Raw genomic sequence first — 16095 nt, 5'->3', positions numbered from 1 at the left:
ACCGTAGGCGGGCGAGCCCGCGATGGAGCCCTACATGAACACGTCCAACCACCACCACGACCGGGCGGCGGTCATCCACGACGACGCCCACGCCTTGGCCGTTGCCGAGCAGGTCGCCGACCAGCTGCGCCGCGACAGCGTCCTGCGCGACCGCGAGCGGCGATTGCCGCATGCCGAGCTGGCGGCGTTTTCACGCTCCGGCCTGTGGGGCATCAGCGTACCCAGGGAACATGGCGGGGCGGGCGTGTCCAACGTCACCCTGGCCAGGGTCATTGCGCGTATCGCCCAGGCCGATGCCTCGCTTGGCCAGATCCCGCAGAACCATTTCTATGCCCTCGAAGTGCTGCGCGTGAACGGCAGCCCGGCACAGCAGCAGCGCCTGTACGCCGAGGTCCTGGCCGGCGAGCGCTTCGGCAATGCCTTGGCCGAGCTGGGCACCAGGACCGCCCACGACCGCACCACCCGGCTACGTCGCGAGGGCGACGGCTATCGCATCGACGGGCGCAAGTTCTACGCGACCGGCGCGCTGTACGCCCAGCGCATCCCCACTTCGGTGATCGATGAAGACGGCGTGCAGCACCTGGTGTTCGTGCCGGCAGGCAGCAAGGGCCTGCAGGTGATCGACGACTGGAGCGGCTTTGGCCAGCGCACCACCGGCAGCGGGTCGGTGGTGTTCGACAACGTCGCGGTCAGCGCCGATGACGTGGTGCCGTTCGAGAGCGCCTTCGAGCGGCCGACCACGGTCGGGCCGCTGGCGCAGATCCTTCACGCCGCCATCGACACCGGCATCGCCCGCGCCGCCTACGAAGATGCCCTGCACTTTGTGCGCACGCGCAGCCGCCCCTGGGTCGACTCGGGGCTCGACAAGGCCAGCGATGACCCCCTGACCATCAAGAGCTTCGGCCAGTTGGCGATTCGCCTGCACGCGTGCGAAGCGTTGCTGGAGCGCGCGGGCGAGTTTCTCGACCGCGCCCGCGCCGACAGCACGGCCGACAGCGTGGCCGCCGCCTCCATCGCCGTGGCCGAGGCCCGGGCGATCAGCACCGAGATATCCCTCGCCGCCAGCAGCACCCTGTTCGAGCTGGCCGGCAGCCAGGCGACCCTCGCCGAACACGGCCTGGACCGCCACTGGCGCAACGCCCGGGTGCATACCCTGCATGACCCGGTGCGCTGGAAGTACCACGCCATCGGCAACTACTACCTGAACGACGAGAATCCACCACGCCGGGGCACGCTCTGATGGCGAAGAAAAAGATCCTGCTCAATGCCTTCAACATGAACTGCATCGGGCACATCAATCATGGTCTGTGGACCCATCCACGGGACAATTCCACCCAGTACAAGACCCTGGACTACTGGACCGACCTGGCCCGACTGCTCGAACGCGGGCTGTTCGACGGGTTGTTCATCGCCGACATCGTCGGCACCTACGACGTGTACCGCCAATCGGTGGAAGTGCCGCTCAAGGAGGCCATCCAGCTGCCGGTCAACGACCCGCTGCTGCTGGTCTCGGCCATGGCCGCGGTGACGCGTCACCTGGGCTTCGGCCTGACCGCCAACCTGACCTACGAGGCGCCCTACCTGTTCGCCCGGCGCCTCTCGACGCTTGATCACCTGAGCAACGGCCGGGTCGGCTGGAACATCGTCACCGGCTATCTCGACAGCGCCGCGCGGGCCATGGGCCTGGAGCAGCAACCCGAGCATGACCGGCGCTACGATCAGGCCGACGAATACCTGCAGGTGCTCTACAAGCTGCTCGAAGGCAGCTGGGACAACGACGCGGTGATCAACGACCGCGACCAGCGCGTGTATGCGCGGCCGGACAAGGTGCGCAAGGTCGAGCACCAGGGCGAGTTCTACAAGGTCGAGGGTTATCACCTCTGCGAGCCATCGCCCCAGCGCACGCCCGTGCTGTTCCAGGCAGGCAGCTCGCCACGCGGCCTGGCCTTCGCCGGTCAGCACGCGGAGTGTGTGTTCATCGGCGGCCAGAACAAGGCCGCGACCCGCGTCCAGGTCGACAAGGTGCGCGCCGCGGCCCTGGCCGCTGGACGCGACCCGCAGGCGGTCAAGGTGTTCATGGGCATCACCGTGGTCGTTGCGCCTACCGAGCAGCAGGCGCAGGCCAAGCACGCCGAATACCTGCGTTATGCCAGCCCGGAGGCGGGCGTTGCGCACTTCGCCAGCTCCACCGGCATCGACTTTGCCGCCTTCGAGCTGGACGAGCCGATCCCCTTCGCCCAAGGCAACGCGATCCAGTCGGCGACCCGCCAGTTACAGGCCAGCAACCACACCCGCCGCACCCTGCTCGACCAGCACGCCCTAGGCGGGCGCTACGTGACCGTTGTCGGCTCACCGACCCAGGTGGCCGACGAGCTCGAAGCCTGGATCGACGAGACCGGCCTGGATGGCTTCAACCTGACCCGCACGGTGGCACCAGAAAGCTACGTCGACTTCATTGATCTGGTGATCCCCGAGCTGCAGCAGCGCGGTTCGTACAAGACCGCCTACGAGTCCGGCAGCCTGCGCGAAAAACTCTTCGCCAGCGGCCAGGCCCACCTGCCCGCCGACCACCCCGGCGCAACCTACCGCACCCCTGTCCCGACTGGAGCCCTGCACCATGCTTAAGACCCTGTTCCGGCCCGTCGCGGCCATCGCCCTCACCCTCGGCCTGTTCGGTGCCGCTCATGCGGAGGATGCCTTGAAGATCGGCACCACCTCGGCCTTCGCCATTCCGCTGGAAGCAGCGGTAGAAGAGGCGCACAAGCAGGGCCTGGCCGTGGAACTGATCGAGTTCAGCGACTGGATCGCGCCCAATGTCAGCCTGGCCAGCGGCGACATCGACGTGAACTACTTCCAGCACATTCCCTTCCTGGAGAACGCCAAGGCCGCTGCGGGTTTCGACCTGGTGCCCTACGCGCCGGGGATCATCAACAACGTCGGGCTTTACTCGAAGAAATACAAAAGCTTCGATGCCCTGCCCGAAGGCGCCAGCGTGGCGATCGCCAATGACCCGATCAACAGTGGCCGGGGCCTGCAACTGCTGGCCAAGGCGGGCCTTATCACCCTCAAGCCTGGGGTCGGCTACAAGGCCACCGAGGACGACATCGTCGCCAATCCCAGAAAGCTCAAGATCCTGCAGGTCGAAGCAGTGCAACTGGTACGCGCCTACGACGATGCCGATCTGGTGCAGGGGTATCCTGCCTACATCCGCCTGGCCAATACCTTCGATGCCACCTCGGCGTTGCTGTTCGACGGCCTGGAAAACAAGGAATACGTGATCCAGTTCGTCATCCGTCCGCAGAACAAGGATGACCCGCGCCTGGCCCGCTTCATCGACATCTACCAGCATTCCCCGGCCGTGCGCGCTGCGCTGGACAAGGCCCACGGCAGCCTCTACCAGCGCGGCTGGGAGAGCTGAGTGAGCAGCGCCAGCGCCCAGCGGGCGCCCACTACGCCGGCCGCACCCGCGCCTGCCCGCGAGCAGATGCTGCGGCCGGAGCTCAACCACGCCCATGTGCGTTTCATCGGCGTCGGCAAGACCTACCCGGGGCAGGCGGAACCCGCGCTGCAGGGCATCGACCTGAACATCCAGCGCGGCGAGATCTTCGGCATCATCGGCCGCAGCGGCGCGGGCAAGTCCTCGCTGCTGCGCACCATCAACCGGCTGGAACAGCCTACCCAGGGGCGGGTGCTGATCGACCAGGTCGATATCGCCCCGTTCGATGAAGACCGCCTGGTGGCGCTGCGCCGCCGCATCGGCATGATCTTCCAGCATTTCAACCTGATGTCGGCCAAGACGGTCTGGCAGAACGTCGAGTTGCCGCTGAAGGTCGCGGGCATCGAGCAGGCCGAGCGCCATCGCAAGGTCCGCGAACTGCTGGAGCTGGTCGGGCTGCAGGAGAAGCACCATGTGTACCCGGCGCAGTTGTCGGGCGGGCAGAAGCAGCGGGTCGGGATTGCCCGTGCGCTGGTGCACGACCCCGAGATCCTGTTATGCGACGAAGCCACCTCGGCGCTCGACCCTGAAACCACCGCCTCGATCCTTGACCTGCTGCGCGATATCAACCAGCGGCTGGGGCTGACCATCGTGCTGATCACCCACGAAATGGCGGTGATTCGGGATATCTGCCATCGGGTGGTGGTGCTCGAGCGGGGGCAGGTGGTCGAGCAGGGCGCGGTGTGGCAGGTGTTCGGCGCGCCCCGGCACGCGGTCAGCAAGACCCTGCTGGCGCCGCTGCAGCCCAGCCTGCCTGCAGGGTTGCAGGCACAACTGGCGGAGCAGGCTGCCGGGTCTGAATCAGCGCTGGTGCTCAAGCTCGGCGTGACCGGCGAGGACCGCGAGGCACCGGAGCTGTCGTCGCTGTTCTGGGCGTTGGGCGGGCGCGTGCACCTGTTGCAGGGCGGGATCGAGACCATCGGCGAACGGGCTGTCGGCCAGTTGATCCTTTCGGTGAAGGAGTCACCGCACAGCGAGCCGGAAATACTGCAACGGGCGCGTGCCTGGGCCAACGACGTGGAGGTGCTGGGTTATGTGGATTGATCGCTTGCTGCAGGGGCTGCTCGACACCCTGCTGATGGTCGGGGTGTCCTCGCTGGTTGCCTTGCTGGTCGGCGTACCGATGGCGGTGCTGCTGGTCACCAGCGACAAAGGCGGGATCTACGAGGCGCCGGCGCTGAACCGGATACTGGGCGCGTTGGTGAACCTGTTTCGCTCGATACCGTTTCTGATCCTGATGGTCGCGCTGATTCCTTTCACCCGGTTGGTGGTGGGCACGACCTACGGGGTCTGGGCCGCGGTGGTGCCGCTGACCATCGCCGCCACACCGTTTTTCGCGCGGATTGCCGAAGTCAGCCTGCGCGAGGTGGATCACGGCCTGATCGAAGCGGCGCAGGCCATGGGGTGCCGGCGTTGGCACATCGTCTGGCACGTGCTGTTGCCCGAAGCGCTGCCCGGTATCGTGGGAGGGTTCACCATTACCCTCGTCACCCTCATCAATTCCTCCGCCATGGCGGGTGCGATTGGTGCGGGTGGGCTTGGGGACATTGCCTATCGGTACGGGTACCAGCGGTTCGACAGCCAGATCATGCTGACGGTGATTGCCATGCTGGTGGCGCTGGTGGCGGTGATTCAGCTGGGTGGGGACCGGTTGGCGAAGGGGTTGAACAAGCGGTGATGAGGGAGAGTCGCGTGCATTGCGCTGGTTTTGCAGCGGTCATGCGATTTTGGGGCCGCTTCGCGGCCCTTTCGCGACACAAGGCACGCTCCCACAAATGCCCTGGCTGCGCCGGGCAGGGCTTCCATGACCGAGCTGGCCGCGCCAGCTCTTGTGGGAGCAGGCCTTGGTCGCGATCGAGGGCGAAGCCCTCGCCGGGGCGCAGGATTACAAGCTTGTGCGATGCCGGCAGGAAACACCCGCACAGCATCACTCCCGCCGCGGCTCCTTGATCTTGTACCAGGCCACATACAACGCCGGCAAAAACAGCAGGGTCAGCAAGGTGGCGCTAACAATCCCACCAATCATCGCGTACGCCATCGGCCCCCAGAACACTTCACGGGCAATGGGGATCATCCCGAGACTTGCCGCGGCGGCAGTCAGCAGGATGGGCCGCCGGCGATGGTTGGTGGCTTCGAGCACGGCGTCCCAAGGTGAGTAGCCCTGGGCTTCGAACGCGTCGATCTGGGTCACCAGGATCACCGAATTGCGGATGATGATGCCAATCAGCGCCAGCACCCCCAGAATCGCCACGAAGCCCATGGGCGTGCCCGTCGGCACCAGCGCCACCACCACGCCGATCAACCCCAGCGGCGCCACGCTGGCCACCAGGAACAGCTTCTGCACGCTGTGCAGCTGGATCATCAGGAAGGTCGCCATCAGGAACAGCATCAGCGGCAGTACCTTGGCGATCGGGCCCTGGGCCTTGCCGCTCTCCTCCACGGTACCGCCCGTGGCGACCTCGTAGCCCGGCGGCAGCTTGCTGGCGAACTCCTCGATCTTCGGCTTGAGCTGCGCAACCAGGTCGGTTGGCTGGATCTCGCCGTTGACCGCCGCCTTGATGGTAATGGTCGGCTTGCGGTCGCGGCGCCATACCAGCGGCTGCTCCAGCTCGTAGCGCACGGTGGCAAACGCCAGCAGCGGTATGGAGGTGCCACTGGGGCTGACGATCTGCAGGTTCTGCAGGGTTTCGGGGGAGCCGCGCTCGCTGTCGTCGGCGCGGGCGATCACGTCGAGCAGGTAGATGTTGTCGTTGACCTGGGTGACCGGCGCGCCGCTGACGATGCTGTTCATCACATTGGCCACGTCCTCCGACGACAGCCCCAGCTGGCGAGCCTTGTCCTGGGCAATCTCGACACGCAGCACTTTGCCCGGCTCGTTCCAGTCGTAGATCATCTCGCCGATATGCTCGTCGCCATCGAGCAGCGTGGCCAGGTCGATGGCGTGCTTGCGCACCTGGTCGATGTCCTTGCCGCTGACCCGGTACTGGATCGGCCGTCCGACCGGGGGCCCCATTTCCAGCGACTGGACAAACGAGCCGATGCCGACGAAGTCGTCGCGCAGGCGCTTCTGCAAGCGCGCCATCAACTCGCCTCGCGACTCCAGGCCCTTGCTGACGATCACCAGCTGCGCGTAATACGGGTTCTGCAACTGCTGGTCGAGGGGCAGGTAGAACCGGATCGCGCCCTGGCCGATGTAGGTGCTCCAGTGCGCGATGTCCGGATCGTCCTTGAACGTCGCCTCAAAGCGATCGACCACGCGGCGGGTTTCCTCGATCGAGGCGTTCTGCGGCAGGTTGAGGTCGACGAGAATTTCCGGACGGTCCGAGGACGGGAAAAACTGGTTCTGCACGAAGCGCATGCTGAACAGCGCCAACGCGAACAGCAGCACGGTGCCGATGATGGTCAGCCAGCGGTGGCGCATCGACCACTCCAGGCTATGCTCGAACGCCCGTCCGATGCGCCCTGGCTCGGCATCGTGGGCTTTGACCTTGGCATTGAGGATATGCACCCCCAGCACCGGGGCGAAGAACACCGCCACCACCCATGACACCAGCAGGGCCACGGCAATGACCGCGAACAGGGTATAGGTGTATTCACCCGCCGAACTCGCGTTCAGCCCGATCGGCACGAAACCTGCGACCGTCACCAGGGTGCCGGTGAGCATCGGGAAGGCCGTTGAGGTGTAGGCAAAGGTCGCCGCATCCTCCTTGCTGTCACCCATCTCGAGCCGTGTGACCATCATCTCCACGGTGATCATGGCGTCGTCCACCAGCAGCCCCAGGGCGATGATCAGCGCGCCGAGGGAAATCCGCTGCATGGTGATGCCGCTGTACTCCATGAACACGAAGACCATGGCCAGCACCAGCGGGATCGAGCAGGCCACCACCAGGCCGGCACGCACGCCAAGGCTGATGAAGCTGACCACCAGCACGATGATAACCGCCTCGAACAGCGCGCTGGTGAAGCCGCCGACCGCTTCCTTGACCACCACCGCCTGGTCCGACACGGTATGCACGCCGACGCCCACCGGCAATTCGGCGGTAATGTCCTGCATCTTCTGCTTGAGCTGCGCGCCGAACACCTGGATGTTGCCGCCATCCTTCATGCCGATGGCGAGACCGATGGCGGTCTGGCCGTTGTAGCGGAACATCGGCGCGGGCGGGTCCTCGTAGCCCCGCTCGATGGTGGCGATGTCGGCAAGGCGGAAGAAGCGGTCATTGATACGCAGGTTGACCGCTTCGAGGTCTTTCTCGGACGCGAACTGCCCGGTGGTGCGCACCGAAATACGCTCGGGGCCGGCCTCGATCACCCCGGCCGGTGTCACCGCGTTCTGCGACTGCAGGGCCTGAAGGGCTTGGCGCTGATCGATTCCCAGTGCCGCCAGCTTGCGGGTCGAGAACTTGAGGTAGAGCACCTCGTCCTGGGTGCCGATGGTCTCCACCTTGCCCAGGTTGGGCACCTCGCGCACCTCGGCGCGCACTTGTTCCACATAGTCGCGCAGCTGCCTCAAAGTCAGGCCGTCGGCGGTAAAGGCGTAGATCGAGCCGAACACGTCGCCGAACTCGTCGTTGAAGCCAGGCCCCTGGATGCCTTGGGGAAACTCGCCGCGGATGTCCTGGATCTTCTTGCGCACCTGGTACCAGATCTCGGGAATGTCCTTGGCGTCGGTGGTATCGCGCAGGTACACATAGACCGTGGACTCGCCCGGGCGGGTATAGCTTTTGACGTAGTCGAGGGAATCGAGCTCCTCGAGCTTCTTCTCGATGCGGTCGGTGACCTGGTAGAGCGTCTCGTCCTGGGTCGCCCCCGGCCAGCGGGTCTGGATGACCATGGTCTTGATGGTGAAGGAAGGGTCTTCCTCGCGTCCCAGATTCATGTAGGAGAACACGCCCATCAGCAAGCCGACGAACATCAGGTACCAGACGAAGGATTGGTGCTTGAGCGCCCACTCCGAGAGGTTGAAGCTTCCTTTCATCGTGGGTCTTCCTCGTTGACGATGACCTTCTGCCCAGGCGCAAGGCTGTTGACCCCGGCCGTGACCACGCGCTCGCCCGGCTGCACGCCGGAGGCCAGGGTGATGGTGTCCGCCGTGCGTTCGAGCAGGGTCACGTCACGGATCGATACAGTGCTTTGCTGTGTGTCCACCACCCACACCTGGGTCTTGCCGTCGCGCTCCAGCAGGGCCGTGCGCGGCAACTCGCTGCGCGGCGAAACCGCCGAGGTCAGGGTCACGCTGATCGCCGTGCCCAGATAGAAGGCGTTGGGGGTGTTGTCCAGCGTCAGGCGGGCGCGCCGGGTACGGGTGGCGGCATCGGCCTGGGGTTCGAGCTCGCGCAGGCTGGCGGTAGTGTTGATGCCGGGCTGGAGCTGCGAAGCGACGGTGAATTTCAGACCTGGGGTGAGCTGCTCGGCCAGGTAGGTTGGCAGGTCAATGACCGCTTCCTTGACGTCTGGCCGCGCGAGGGTCACGACTTCCTGGCCGACACTGACCGTCTGGCCGGCCTCGGCGTGCCAGCCGGTGACAACGGCCTGATGATCGGTGCGCAGCTCGCTGTACCCGAGCTGGTCGCGCGCCTGGCTCACGGCCGAGCGCGCCTGCTCAAGGGAGGCGCCGGTGGTCTTCAGGTCGGTCTGCGCGATGTCCAGCTGGGCCTGGGCGCCGACACCGCGGTCATACAGCTGTTGCTGGCGCCGGGCATCGGCCTGGCTGTTGATCCATTGCGCCTGCACCCGGGCCAGATCGCCTTCGGCGGCGCGCAGCTGGTTCTGCTGGTCGGTGGGGTCGAGGCTGGCGAGGGTATCGCCCGGCTCGACCTGGGCTCCGACATCCACCCAGCGGCGGGCGATCCGCCCCGACACCCGAAAGCCCAGGGTGCTCTCGTAGCGCGCCTGGATGCTGCCGGCGAAGCGTCCAAGCTCCGCCTGCCCCTGCGGCTGTACCAGGGTCGAAAGGACCGGCCGTACCGGGTCGGGCTTTTCCTCATCCTTGCCGCAGCCGGCCAGCAGCGCGACGGCGGACACTATCAGCAGCATGCGCTTCATGGCGCGCCTCCGCCGTCTTGCGGCGTGACCCGCTCCACCTGCATGCCGGGGTGCAGCAGCTGGCCACCGCTGATCACCACCTGCTCGTTACCCTTCAGGCCATCGCTGATCATCACCTTGCCGGTGAGATAGCGTGATACCTGGACCGGGCGCAGGTCGACCTTGTCGCCCTCGCCCACCACCCATACCGCCGGATCGTGCAGTGCCTTGGTCAAGGCCGACCAGGGCAGCTCGATACTCGGCTTGCCCTGACCGCTGGCGGTGGCCGTTACCGGCGAGCCCAGTTCCATGCCGGCGGGCACCTTGCTCAAGCCAACCTTGACCTGCACCGTACCGCTCTCGGCCGACACGGTCGGGGTGATCTCGCGGACATGGCCCTCGGCCTGGACCTTGGGATTGTCGAGCAGGCTGACCATCACCAGGTTGTCAGTGGGCGGGGCCACCAGCAGGGATTCGTAGACGTTGAACACCGCGTCGCGGTCGCCGTCCCGGGCGAGGCTGAAGATCGGCATGGTCGCCTGCACGACCTGGCCGACTTCGGCCTGGCGCGCGGTGATCACCCCGTCGGCCTCGGAGACCAGCGCCGTGTAGCCCAGTTGCTCGTTGGCGTTGGCCAGTTGTGCCTGCGCGGCCTTGAGCGCGCTCTGGCTGCCGCGCAGGGCAGCCTGGGCGGAGTCGTATTCGCTCTGGCTGGTGTAGCCCTTGGGCAGGAGCTTTTGCTGGCGAACGAACGCGGCGCTGGTCTGGGTGACGCGCGCCTGCGCGGCAAAGACTTCGGCCTTGGCCGAGTCGGCGTTGTTCTGCAGGTCCTTGGGGTCCAGGCGCGCGAGCACCTGGTTGGCCTTTACATGGTCGCCCACGTCCACTGTGCGCGAGATGATCTTGCCGCCCACGCGAAACGACAGGTCGGCCTGCACCCGCGCCTGGACGTCGCCCGTCAGGGTGACAGGTGCCGCGAACTCGCTGGATTGCACCTGCATCACCCCGACCCTTGGCAGGTCGGCGGGTGCCGGCTTGTCTTCCCCACAGCCCGAGAGCACAAACAGCAGCCCCAGGCAGACCACCTTCAACGGACGCCACATGGTCATGGCTGCTCCTTGCTTGTGCCTGAACTATTAGGGAATGCGACTGTTAGCGTAGATCAGGGTTCCGTGGGGTGTGGTAGAGCAAGTCTGAACAACAACGCTGCACCTGTGGGAGCTGGCTTGCCAGCTCCCACAGGTGCAGCGTTGTCCAGGAGTGCTTACACCGAAGCTGGCGCCACGGCCGGACGCTGCACTTCGGGCTGCTTCCAGTTGCCGGCGGCGCTCTCTTCGATCGCCTGCTGGATCGCGCGGCGGCGGCGTTCTTCGGCGCGGCGGCTGAAGAACCACACCAGGAAGGTCACCAACGACACCGACAGCAGGATCAGGCTGGCCACGGCGTTGATCTCGGGCTTCACGCCCAGGCGCACCGCCGAGAACACTTCCATCGGCAAGGTGGTCGAGCCCGGTCCGGACACGAAGCTGGCCAGCACCAGGTCATCCAGCGACAGCGCGAACGACATCATGCCGCCCGCCGCCAGCGATGGGGCGATCATCGGGATGGTGATCAGGAAGAACACCTTCCACGGCCGCGCACCCAGATCCATGGCCGCTTCCTCGATCGACAGGTCGAGCTCGCGCAAGCGCGCCGACACCACCACCGCCACGTAGGCCGCGCAGAACGTGGTGTGGGCGATCCAGATGGTGACGATGCCGCGCTCCTGCGGCCAGCCGATCAGCTGGGCCATGGCCACGAACAGCAGCAGCAGCGACAGACCGGTGATCACCTCGGGCATCACCAACGGCGCCGTGACCAGGCCGCCGAACAGCGTGCGGCCCTTGAAGCGGGTGACGCGGGTCAGCACGAAGGCCGCCAGGGTGCCCAGCGCCACCGCCGCGACCGCCGTGTAGCAGGCGATCTCCAGCGAGCGCATCACCGACCCCATCAACTGGGTGTTGTCGAGCAGGCCGACATACCACTTGACCGACCAGCCACCCCACACCGTCACCAGCTTGGAGGCGTTGAACGAGTAGATCACCAGGATCAGCATCGGCAGGTAGATGAACAGCAAGCCGAGCACCAGCATCAGCTTGGAGAAACTGAAACGCTTCATGCCCTGCCCTCCATTTCCTTGGCCTGGCTGCGGTTGAACAGCAAGATAGGCACGATCAGGATCGCCAGCATCACCACCGCCAGGGCGGATGCCACCGGCCAGTCACGGTTGTTGAAGAATTCCTGCCACAGCACCTTGCCGATCATCAGCGTCTCGGGCCCGCCGAGCAGCTCGGGGATGACGAACTCGCCCACCACCGGGATGAACACCAGCATGCAGCCGGCGATAATCCCGTTTTTCGACAGCGGCACGGTGATCTTCCAGAAGCTGTTGAAGGTGCTCGAACCCAGGTCGCTGGCTGCCTCGAGCAGGCTCTGGTCATGTTTGACCAGATTGGCGAACAACGGCAGGATCATGAACGGCAGGTACGAATAGACCACGCCGATGTACACCGCGAGGTTAGTGTTGAGGATCTGCAGCGGCTGGTCGATCAGCCCCAGCCACATCAGGAAGCTGTTGAGCAGCCCGTTGTTGCTGAGAATGCCCATCCAGGCGTAGACGCGGATCAGGATCGCCGTCCAGGTCGGCATCATGATCAGCAGCAACAGAACCGTCTGGGTTTCCTTGCGCGCGTTGGCGATGGCGTAGGCCATCGGGAAGCCGATCAGCAGGCACAGCACGGTGCTGATGAAGGCCATCTTCAACGAGCCGAGGTAGGCCGAGAGGTACAGTTCATCCTCGGTCAACAGGCCATAGTTGGCCAGGTTGAGCACGAGCTGGATCTTGTCTTCGACGTAGCTGTAGATCTCGGTATATGGCGGGATCGCCACGTCGGCTTCGGCAAAGCTGATCTTCAGGACGATGAAGAACGGCAGCATGAAGAACAGGAACAGCCAGATGAACGGCACGCCGATCACCACGTGCCGCCCCTCGGGGGTCAGGCGCTGGAAGGCTCGCTTGAGCTTGCGGATCTTCATGACCGCAGGACCACGCCGCTGTCGTCTTCCCACCACACGAACACCTGGTCGCCCCAGGTCGGACGGGCGCCCTGGCGCTCGGCGTTGGCGACGAACGACTGGACCACCTTGCCGCTCGGCAGCTCGACATAGAACACCGAATGGCCGCCCAGGTAGGCGATGTCGTGGACCTTGCCACGCGACCAGTTGTGCTCGTGAGCCGGCTGTTGCGTGGTGACCAGTAGCTTCTCGGGACGCAGCGCGTAGGTGATGTGCTTGTCCTCGACCGAGGTGCTGACCCCGTGGCCGACATAGATATTGCGCTCGAGCTCAGGGCTTGCGATCAGCGCGTGGCCTTCGGCGTCGTCGACCACTTCACCGTCGAACAGGTTGACGTTGCCGATGAACTCGCAGACCAGGCGGCTGGTCGGGGTCTCGTAGACGTCCACGGGCGAGCCGATCTGCGCGATCCAGCCCAGGTGCATGATGGCGATGCGCTGGGCCATGGTCATGGCCTCTTCCTGGTCGTGGGTCACCATCACGCAGGTCACGCCCACGCGCTCGATGATCTCGACCAGCTCCAGCTGCATCTGCGAGCGCAGCTTCTTGTCCAGCGCGCCCATGGGCTCGTCGAGCAGCAGCACCTTGGGACGCTTGGCCAGGGAACGCGCCAGGGCGACCCGCTGGCGCTGGCCACCGGAGAGCTGGTGCGGTTTGCGCTTGGCATACTGGGTCATGTGCACCAGCTTGAGCATCTCGGCCACGCGGGCTTCGATCTCGGGCTTGGGCATCTTGTCCTGCTGCAAGCCGAAGGCGATGTTCTGCGCCACGGTCATGTGCGGGAACAGTGCGTAGGACTGGAACATCATGTTGATCGGCCGCTCGTACGGCGGCATGTCGGTGATGTCGACGCCATCGAGGAAGATCCGGCCCTCGGTCGGGCGCTCGAAACCGGCCAGCATGCGCAGCAAGGTGGACTTGCCCGAACCTGACCCGCCCAGCAGGGCGAAGATCTCGCCCTTGCGGATTTCCAGGGACACATCGTCCACGGCGACCGTTTCGTCGAACTTCTTCGTGACCCTGTCGATCTTGACCAGCACCTGCTTGAGCTGCTGGTCGCCTTCTAGGGCTTTCTTATAGGCACCGGAGGCAACTGCCATGAGTGAAACTCCCAACAAGATTTTTGCGCCCGCCCCTTGCACGGCGGGCCTGGATTGTTACTTGCCCGACTTGACCTTCGTCCAGCTGCGGGTCATCAAACGTTGCACCTTGGGCGGCAACTCGCTGTTGACGAACATCTTGTCCAGCACGTCCTGCGGCGGGTACACCGCGGCGTCAGTCCTCACGGCCTGGTCCATCAGGTCGCCAGCCTTGGGGTTCGGGTTGGCGTAACCGACATAGTCACTGACCTGGGCGATCACCTCAGGTTTCAGCAGATAGTTGATGAACGCGTGGGCCTCCTTGACGTTCTTGGCGTCCTTGGGGATCGCCAGCACGTCGAACCAGAGGTTGCCGCCTTCCTTGGGAATGGCGTAGGCCAGGGTCACGCCCTTGCCGGCTTCCTCGGCGCGGGCCTTGGCCTGGAACACATCGCCGGAGAAGCCCGCGGCCACGCAGATGTCGCCATTGGCGAGGTCGGTGATGTACTTGGACGAATGGAAGTAGGTCACGTACGGGCGCACGGCCAGCAGCTTCTTCTCGGCGTCGGCGTAGTCCTTGGGGTTGGTGCTGTTGGGGTTGCGGCCCATGTACTGGAGGACCGCCGGCAGCATTTCGTCGGCCGAGTCGAGGAAGGCGACGCCGCACCGGGAGAGCTTCTTCATGTTCTCGGGCTCGAACAGCACGGCCCAGGAGTCGATGGTGTCGACGCCGAGCGCTTCCTTGACCTTCTCGACGTTGTAGCCAATGCCATTGGTGCCCCACAGGTAGGGCACGGCATAGGCGTTGCCTGGATCGTTGCTTTCCAGGCGCTTCATCAGCGCCGGGTCCAGGTTCGAATAATGGGTCAGCAGGTTGCGGTCGAGCTTCTGGAACGCGCCCGCCTTGATCTGCTTGCCCAGGAAATGGTTGGACGGCACCACCACGTCATAGCCGGTACGGCCGGCCAGCAGCTTGCCTTCCAGGGTTTCGTTGGAATCGAAGACGTCTTGCACCGGCTTGATACCGGTTTCCTTCTCGAAGTCCGCGAGGGTGTTGGGGCCGATATAGTCCGACCAGTTGTAGACGTGCACCGTGGGCGCCGCTTGGACGCTGATAGCCAGCGTCAGGCCCGCTCCGGCCAGCATGGCCTTGCGAAAGATGGAAATAGACAAGTGGGAGGTCCTCACAATAGTGCCCGTGGTCGCGGCAGCACGCCTGCCGCACAAGCAAAACCGGCGCGCAACTTACCTTCGCTGCCTCGATGCAGCAAAACATATTTGATTTCGCGCGCTCGAACGGGCCGCTCTGCAACGGCCCGCGCGAGCATCGCCGGGCTTACTTGCCCGACTTGATCTTGGTCCAGCTGCGGGTGATCAGACGCAGGGTGCCTGCATCCAGATCGCTGATCGCATACAGCTGCTTCTTCACGTCATCCGACGGATAGATGGCCGGGTCGCTGGTAATGTCCTTGTCCACCAGCGGGGTCGCCGCCTTGTTGCCGTTCGGGAAGCGCACGGCATTGGTGATCTCGGCCATGACCTCTGGCTGCATCAGGTAGTCCATGAACTTGTAGGCGGCGTCGAGGTTGCTGGCATCCTTGGGGATGGCGACCATGTCGTAGAAGGTGCCCGCGCCTTCCTTGGGAATGGTGTAGGCCAGCTTGACCTTGTCACCCGCCTCGTGGGCGCGCGCCTTGGACTGCTCCAGGTCACCCGAGTAGCCCACCGCAACGCAGATGTTGCCGTTGGCCAGGTCCGAGATGTACTTGGAGGAATGGAAGTAGGCGACCGAAGGACGGATCTTCATGAACAGGTCTTCGGCGGCCTTGAGGTCTGCCTTGTCCTTGCTGTTGGTCGGCTTGCCCAGGTAGTGCAGCGCCGCCGGGATCATCTCGGTCGGTGCGTCGAGGAAGCTCACGCCGCAGCTTTTGAGCTTCTCGATGTTCTCGGGCTTGAACACCACGTCCCACGAGTCGATCTTGTCGACGCCCAGCGCGGCCTTGACCTTCTCGGGGTTGTAGCCGATGCCGATCGAGCCCCACATGTACGGGAAGGCGTGCTTGTTGCCCGGGTCGCTGGCGTCGCCGACGGCCTTGAGCAGGTCTTCGTCGAGGTTTTTCCAGTTCGGCAACTTGGAACGGTCCAGTTCCTGGTAGACGCCGGCCTTGATCTGCTTGGCCAGGAAGTTGTTCGACGGCACGACCACGTCGTAGCCGGACTTGCCTGCCAGCAGCTTGGCCTCGAGGGTTTCGTTGCTGTCGAAGACGTCGTAGACCACCTTGATGCCGGTCTGCTTCTCGAACTTGGCGACCGTGTCCGGAGCGATGTAGTCCGACCAGTTGTAGACGTGCAGGACCTTGTCGTCAGCCTGAACGGCGGTGGCCA

13 protein-coding genes are annotated in these 16095 nt (G+C 64.8%); 5 read left to right on the top strand and 8 right to left on the bottom strand.

Going from position 1 to position 16095, the window contains the following annotated elements:
- Positions 1–34 precede the first annotated feature (34 nt).
- From VJS90_RS08095 to VJS90_RS08075, 5 genes are read left to right on the top strand one after another with little or no spacing between them, the layout of a single operon-like run.
- Entirely contained in the window at positions 35–1240 is a 1206-nt protein-coding gene (locus tag VJS90_RS08095; RefSeq protein WP_324120795.1) for an SfnB family sulfur acquisition oxidoreductase, read from the top strand.
- The gene (locus VJS90_RS08090) at positions 1240–2625 is read left to right on the top strand and encodes an LLM class flavin-dependent oxidoreductase (protein ID WP_324120793.1); all 1386 of its coding nucleotides are present in this window, start codon (positions 1240–1242) and stop codon (positions 2623–2625) included. The genes VJS90_RS08095 and VJS90_RS08090 overlap by 1 nt, the downstream gene beginning before the upstream one ends.
- Positions 2618–3418, top strand: coding sequence for a MetQ/NlpA family ABC transporter substrate-binding protein (locus VJS90_RS08085; protein ID WP_324120791.1), 801 nt, complete (start codon positions 2618–2620; stop codon positions 3416–3418). Before VJS90_RS08090 ends, VJS90_RS08085 begins: the two co-directional genes overlap by 8 nt.
- Complete coding sequence (locus VJS90_RS08080; protein WP_324120789.1) at positions 3419–4540, top strand: methionine ABC transporter ATP-binding protein; 1122 nt, start codon at positions 3419–3421, stop codon at positions 4538–4540.
- Positions 4530–5174 (top strand): methionine ABC transporter permease, encoded by a 645-nt coding sequence (locus tag VJS90_RS08075; protein WP_324120787.1) that lies wholly within the window; start codon positions 4530–4532, stop codon positions 5172–5174. Before VJS90_RS08080 ends, VJS90_RS08075 begins: the two co-directional genes overlap by 11 nt.
- A gap of 249 nt (positions 5175–5423) precedes the next feature.
- Here the strand turns inward: VJS90_RS08075 and VJS90_RS08070 are convergent, their stop codons facing one another.
- The 8 genes from VJS90_RS08070 to VJS90_RS08035 all read right to left on the bottom strand — a co-directional run.
- Positions 5424–8471 carry an efflux RND transporter permease subunit gene (locus tag VJS90_RS08070; RefSeq protein WP_324120786.1) on the bottom strand — a complete coding sequence of 1016 codons (3048 nt, stop codon included), beginning with the start codon at positions 8469–8471 and terminating at the stop codon, positions 5424–5426.
- Positions 8468–9538 (bottom strand): efflux RND transporter periplasmic adaptor subunit, encoded by a 1071-nt coding sequence (locus VJS90_RS08065; RefSeq protein WP_324120784.1) that lies wholly within the window; start codon positions 9536–9538, stop codon positions 8468–8470. The genes VJS90_RS08070 and VJS90_RS08065 overlap by 4 nt, the downstream gene beginning before the upstream one ends.
- On the bottom strand, positions 9535–10626 hold the full coding sequence (locus VJS90_RS08060; RefSeq protein WP_324120782.1) for an efflux RND transporter periplasmic adaptor subunit: 1092 nt from the start codon (positions 10624–10626) through the stop codon (positions 9535–9537). The genes VJS90_RS08065 and VJS90_RS08060 overlap by 4 nt, the downstream gene beginning before the upstream one ends.
- 155 nt (positions 10627–10781) lie before the next feature.
- Entirely contained in the window at positions 10782–11675 is an 894-nt protein-coding gene (locus VJS90_RS08055) for an ABC transporter permease subunit (RefSeq protein ID WP_324120780.1), read from the bottom strand.
- On the bottom strand, positions 11672–12592 hold the full coding sequence (locus VJS90_RS08050; protein ID WP_324120778.1) for an ABC transporter permease subunit: 921 nt from the start codon (positions 12590–12592) through the stop codon (positions 11672–11674). Before VJS90_RS08050 ends, VJS90_RS08055 begins: the two co-directional genes overlap by 4 nt.
- Entirely contained in the window at positions 12589–13731 is a 1143-nt protein-coding gene (gene potA, locus VJS90_RS08045) for a polyamine ABC transporter ATP-binding protein (RefSeq protein WP_324120775.1), read from the bottom strand. The genes VJS90_RS08050 and potA overlap by 4 nt, the downstream gene beginning before the upstream one ends.
- Positions 13732–13788: 57 nt before the next feature.
- Positions 13789–14883: a polyamine ABC transporter substrate-binding protein gene (locus tag VJS90_RS08040; RefSeq protein ID WP_324120773.1), complete on the bottom strand. Its 1095-nt coding sequence runs from the start codon at positions 14881–14883 to the stop codon at positions 13789–13791.
- Between the two features lie 163 nt (positions 14884–15046).
- Positions 15047–16095: polyamine ABC transporter substrate-binding protein (locus tag VJS90_RS08035; RefSeq protein ID WP_324120771.1), on the bottom strand; the 1049-nt coding region annotated here is incomplete at its 5' end.

The organism is Pseudomonas sp., assembly GCF_035277045.1.
In the GTDB taxonomy this organism is placed as follows: domain Bacteria; phylum Pseudomonadota; class Gammaproteobacteria; order Pseudomonadales; family Pseudomonadaceae; genus Aquipseudomonas.
This window is presented reverse-complemented; position numbering and strand designations above follow the sequence as displayed.

Bases quoted from the DNA above. Each gene is read 5' to 3' on its own strand.
- VJS90_RS08095 (WP_324120795.1), top strand. From the start codon at position 35: ATGAACACGTCCAACCACCACCACGACCGGGCGGCGGTCATCCACGAC.
- VJS90_RS08090 (WP_324120793.1), top strand. From the start codon at position 1,240: ATGGCGAAGAAAAAGATCCTGCTCAATGCCTTCAACATGAACTGCATC.
- VJS90_RS08085 (WP_324120791.1), top strand. From the start codon at position 2,618: ATGCTTAAGACCCTGTTCCGGCCCGTCGCGGCCATCGCCCTCACCCTC.
- VJS90_RS08075 (WP_324120787.1), top strand. From the start codon at position 4,530: ATGTGGATTGATCGCTTGCTGCAGGGGCTGCTCGACACCCTGCTGATG.
- VJS90_RS08070 (WP_324120786.1), bottom strand. From the start codon at position 8,471: ATGAAAGGAAGCTTCAACCTCTCGGAGTGGGCGCTCAAGCACCAATCC.
- VJS90_RS08065 (WP_324120784.1), bottom strand. From the start codon at position 9,538: ATGAAGCGCATGCTGCTGATAGTGTCCGCCGTCGCGCTGCTGGCCGGC.
- VJS90_RS08060 (WP_324120782.1), bottom strand. From the start codon at position 10,626: ATGACCATGTGGCGTCCGTTGAAGGTGGTCTGCCTGGGGCTGCTGTTT.
- VJS90_RS08055 (WP_324120780.1), bottom strand. From the start codon at position 11,675: ATGAAGCGTTTCAGTTTCTCCAAGCTGATGCTGGTGCTCGGCTTGCTG.
- VJS90_RS08050 (WP_324120778.1), bottom strand. From the start codon at position 12,592: ATGAAGATCCGCAAGCTCAAGCGAGCCTTCCAGCGCCTGACCCCCGAG.
- potA (WP_324120775.1), bottom strand. From the start codon at position 13,731: ATGGCAGTTGCCTCCGGTGCCTATAAGAAAGCCCTAGAAGGCGACCAG.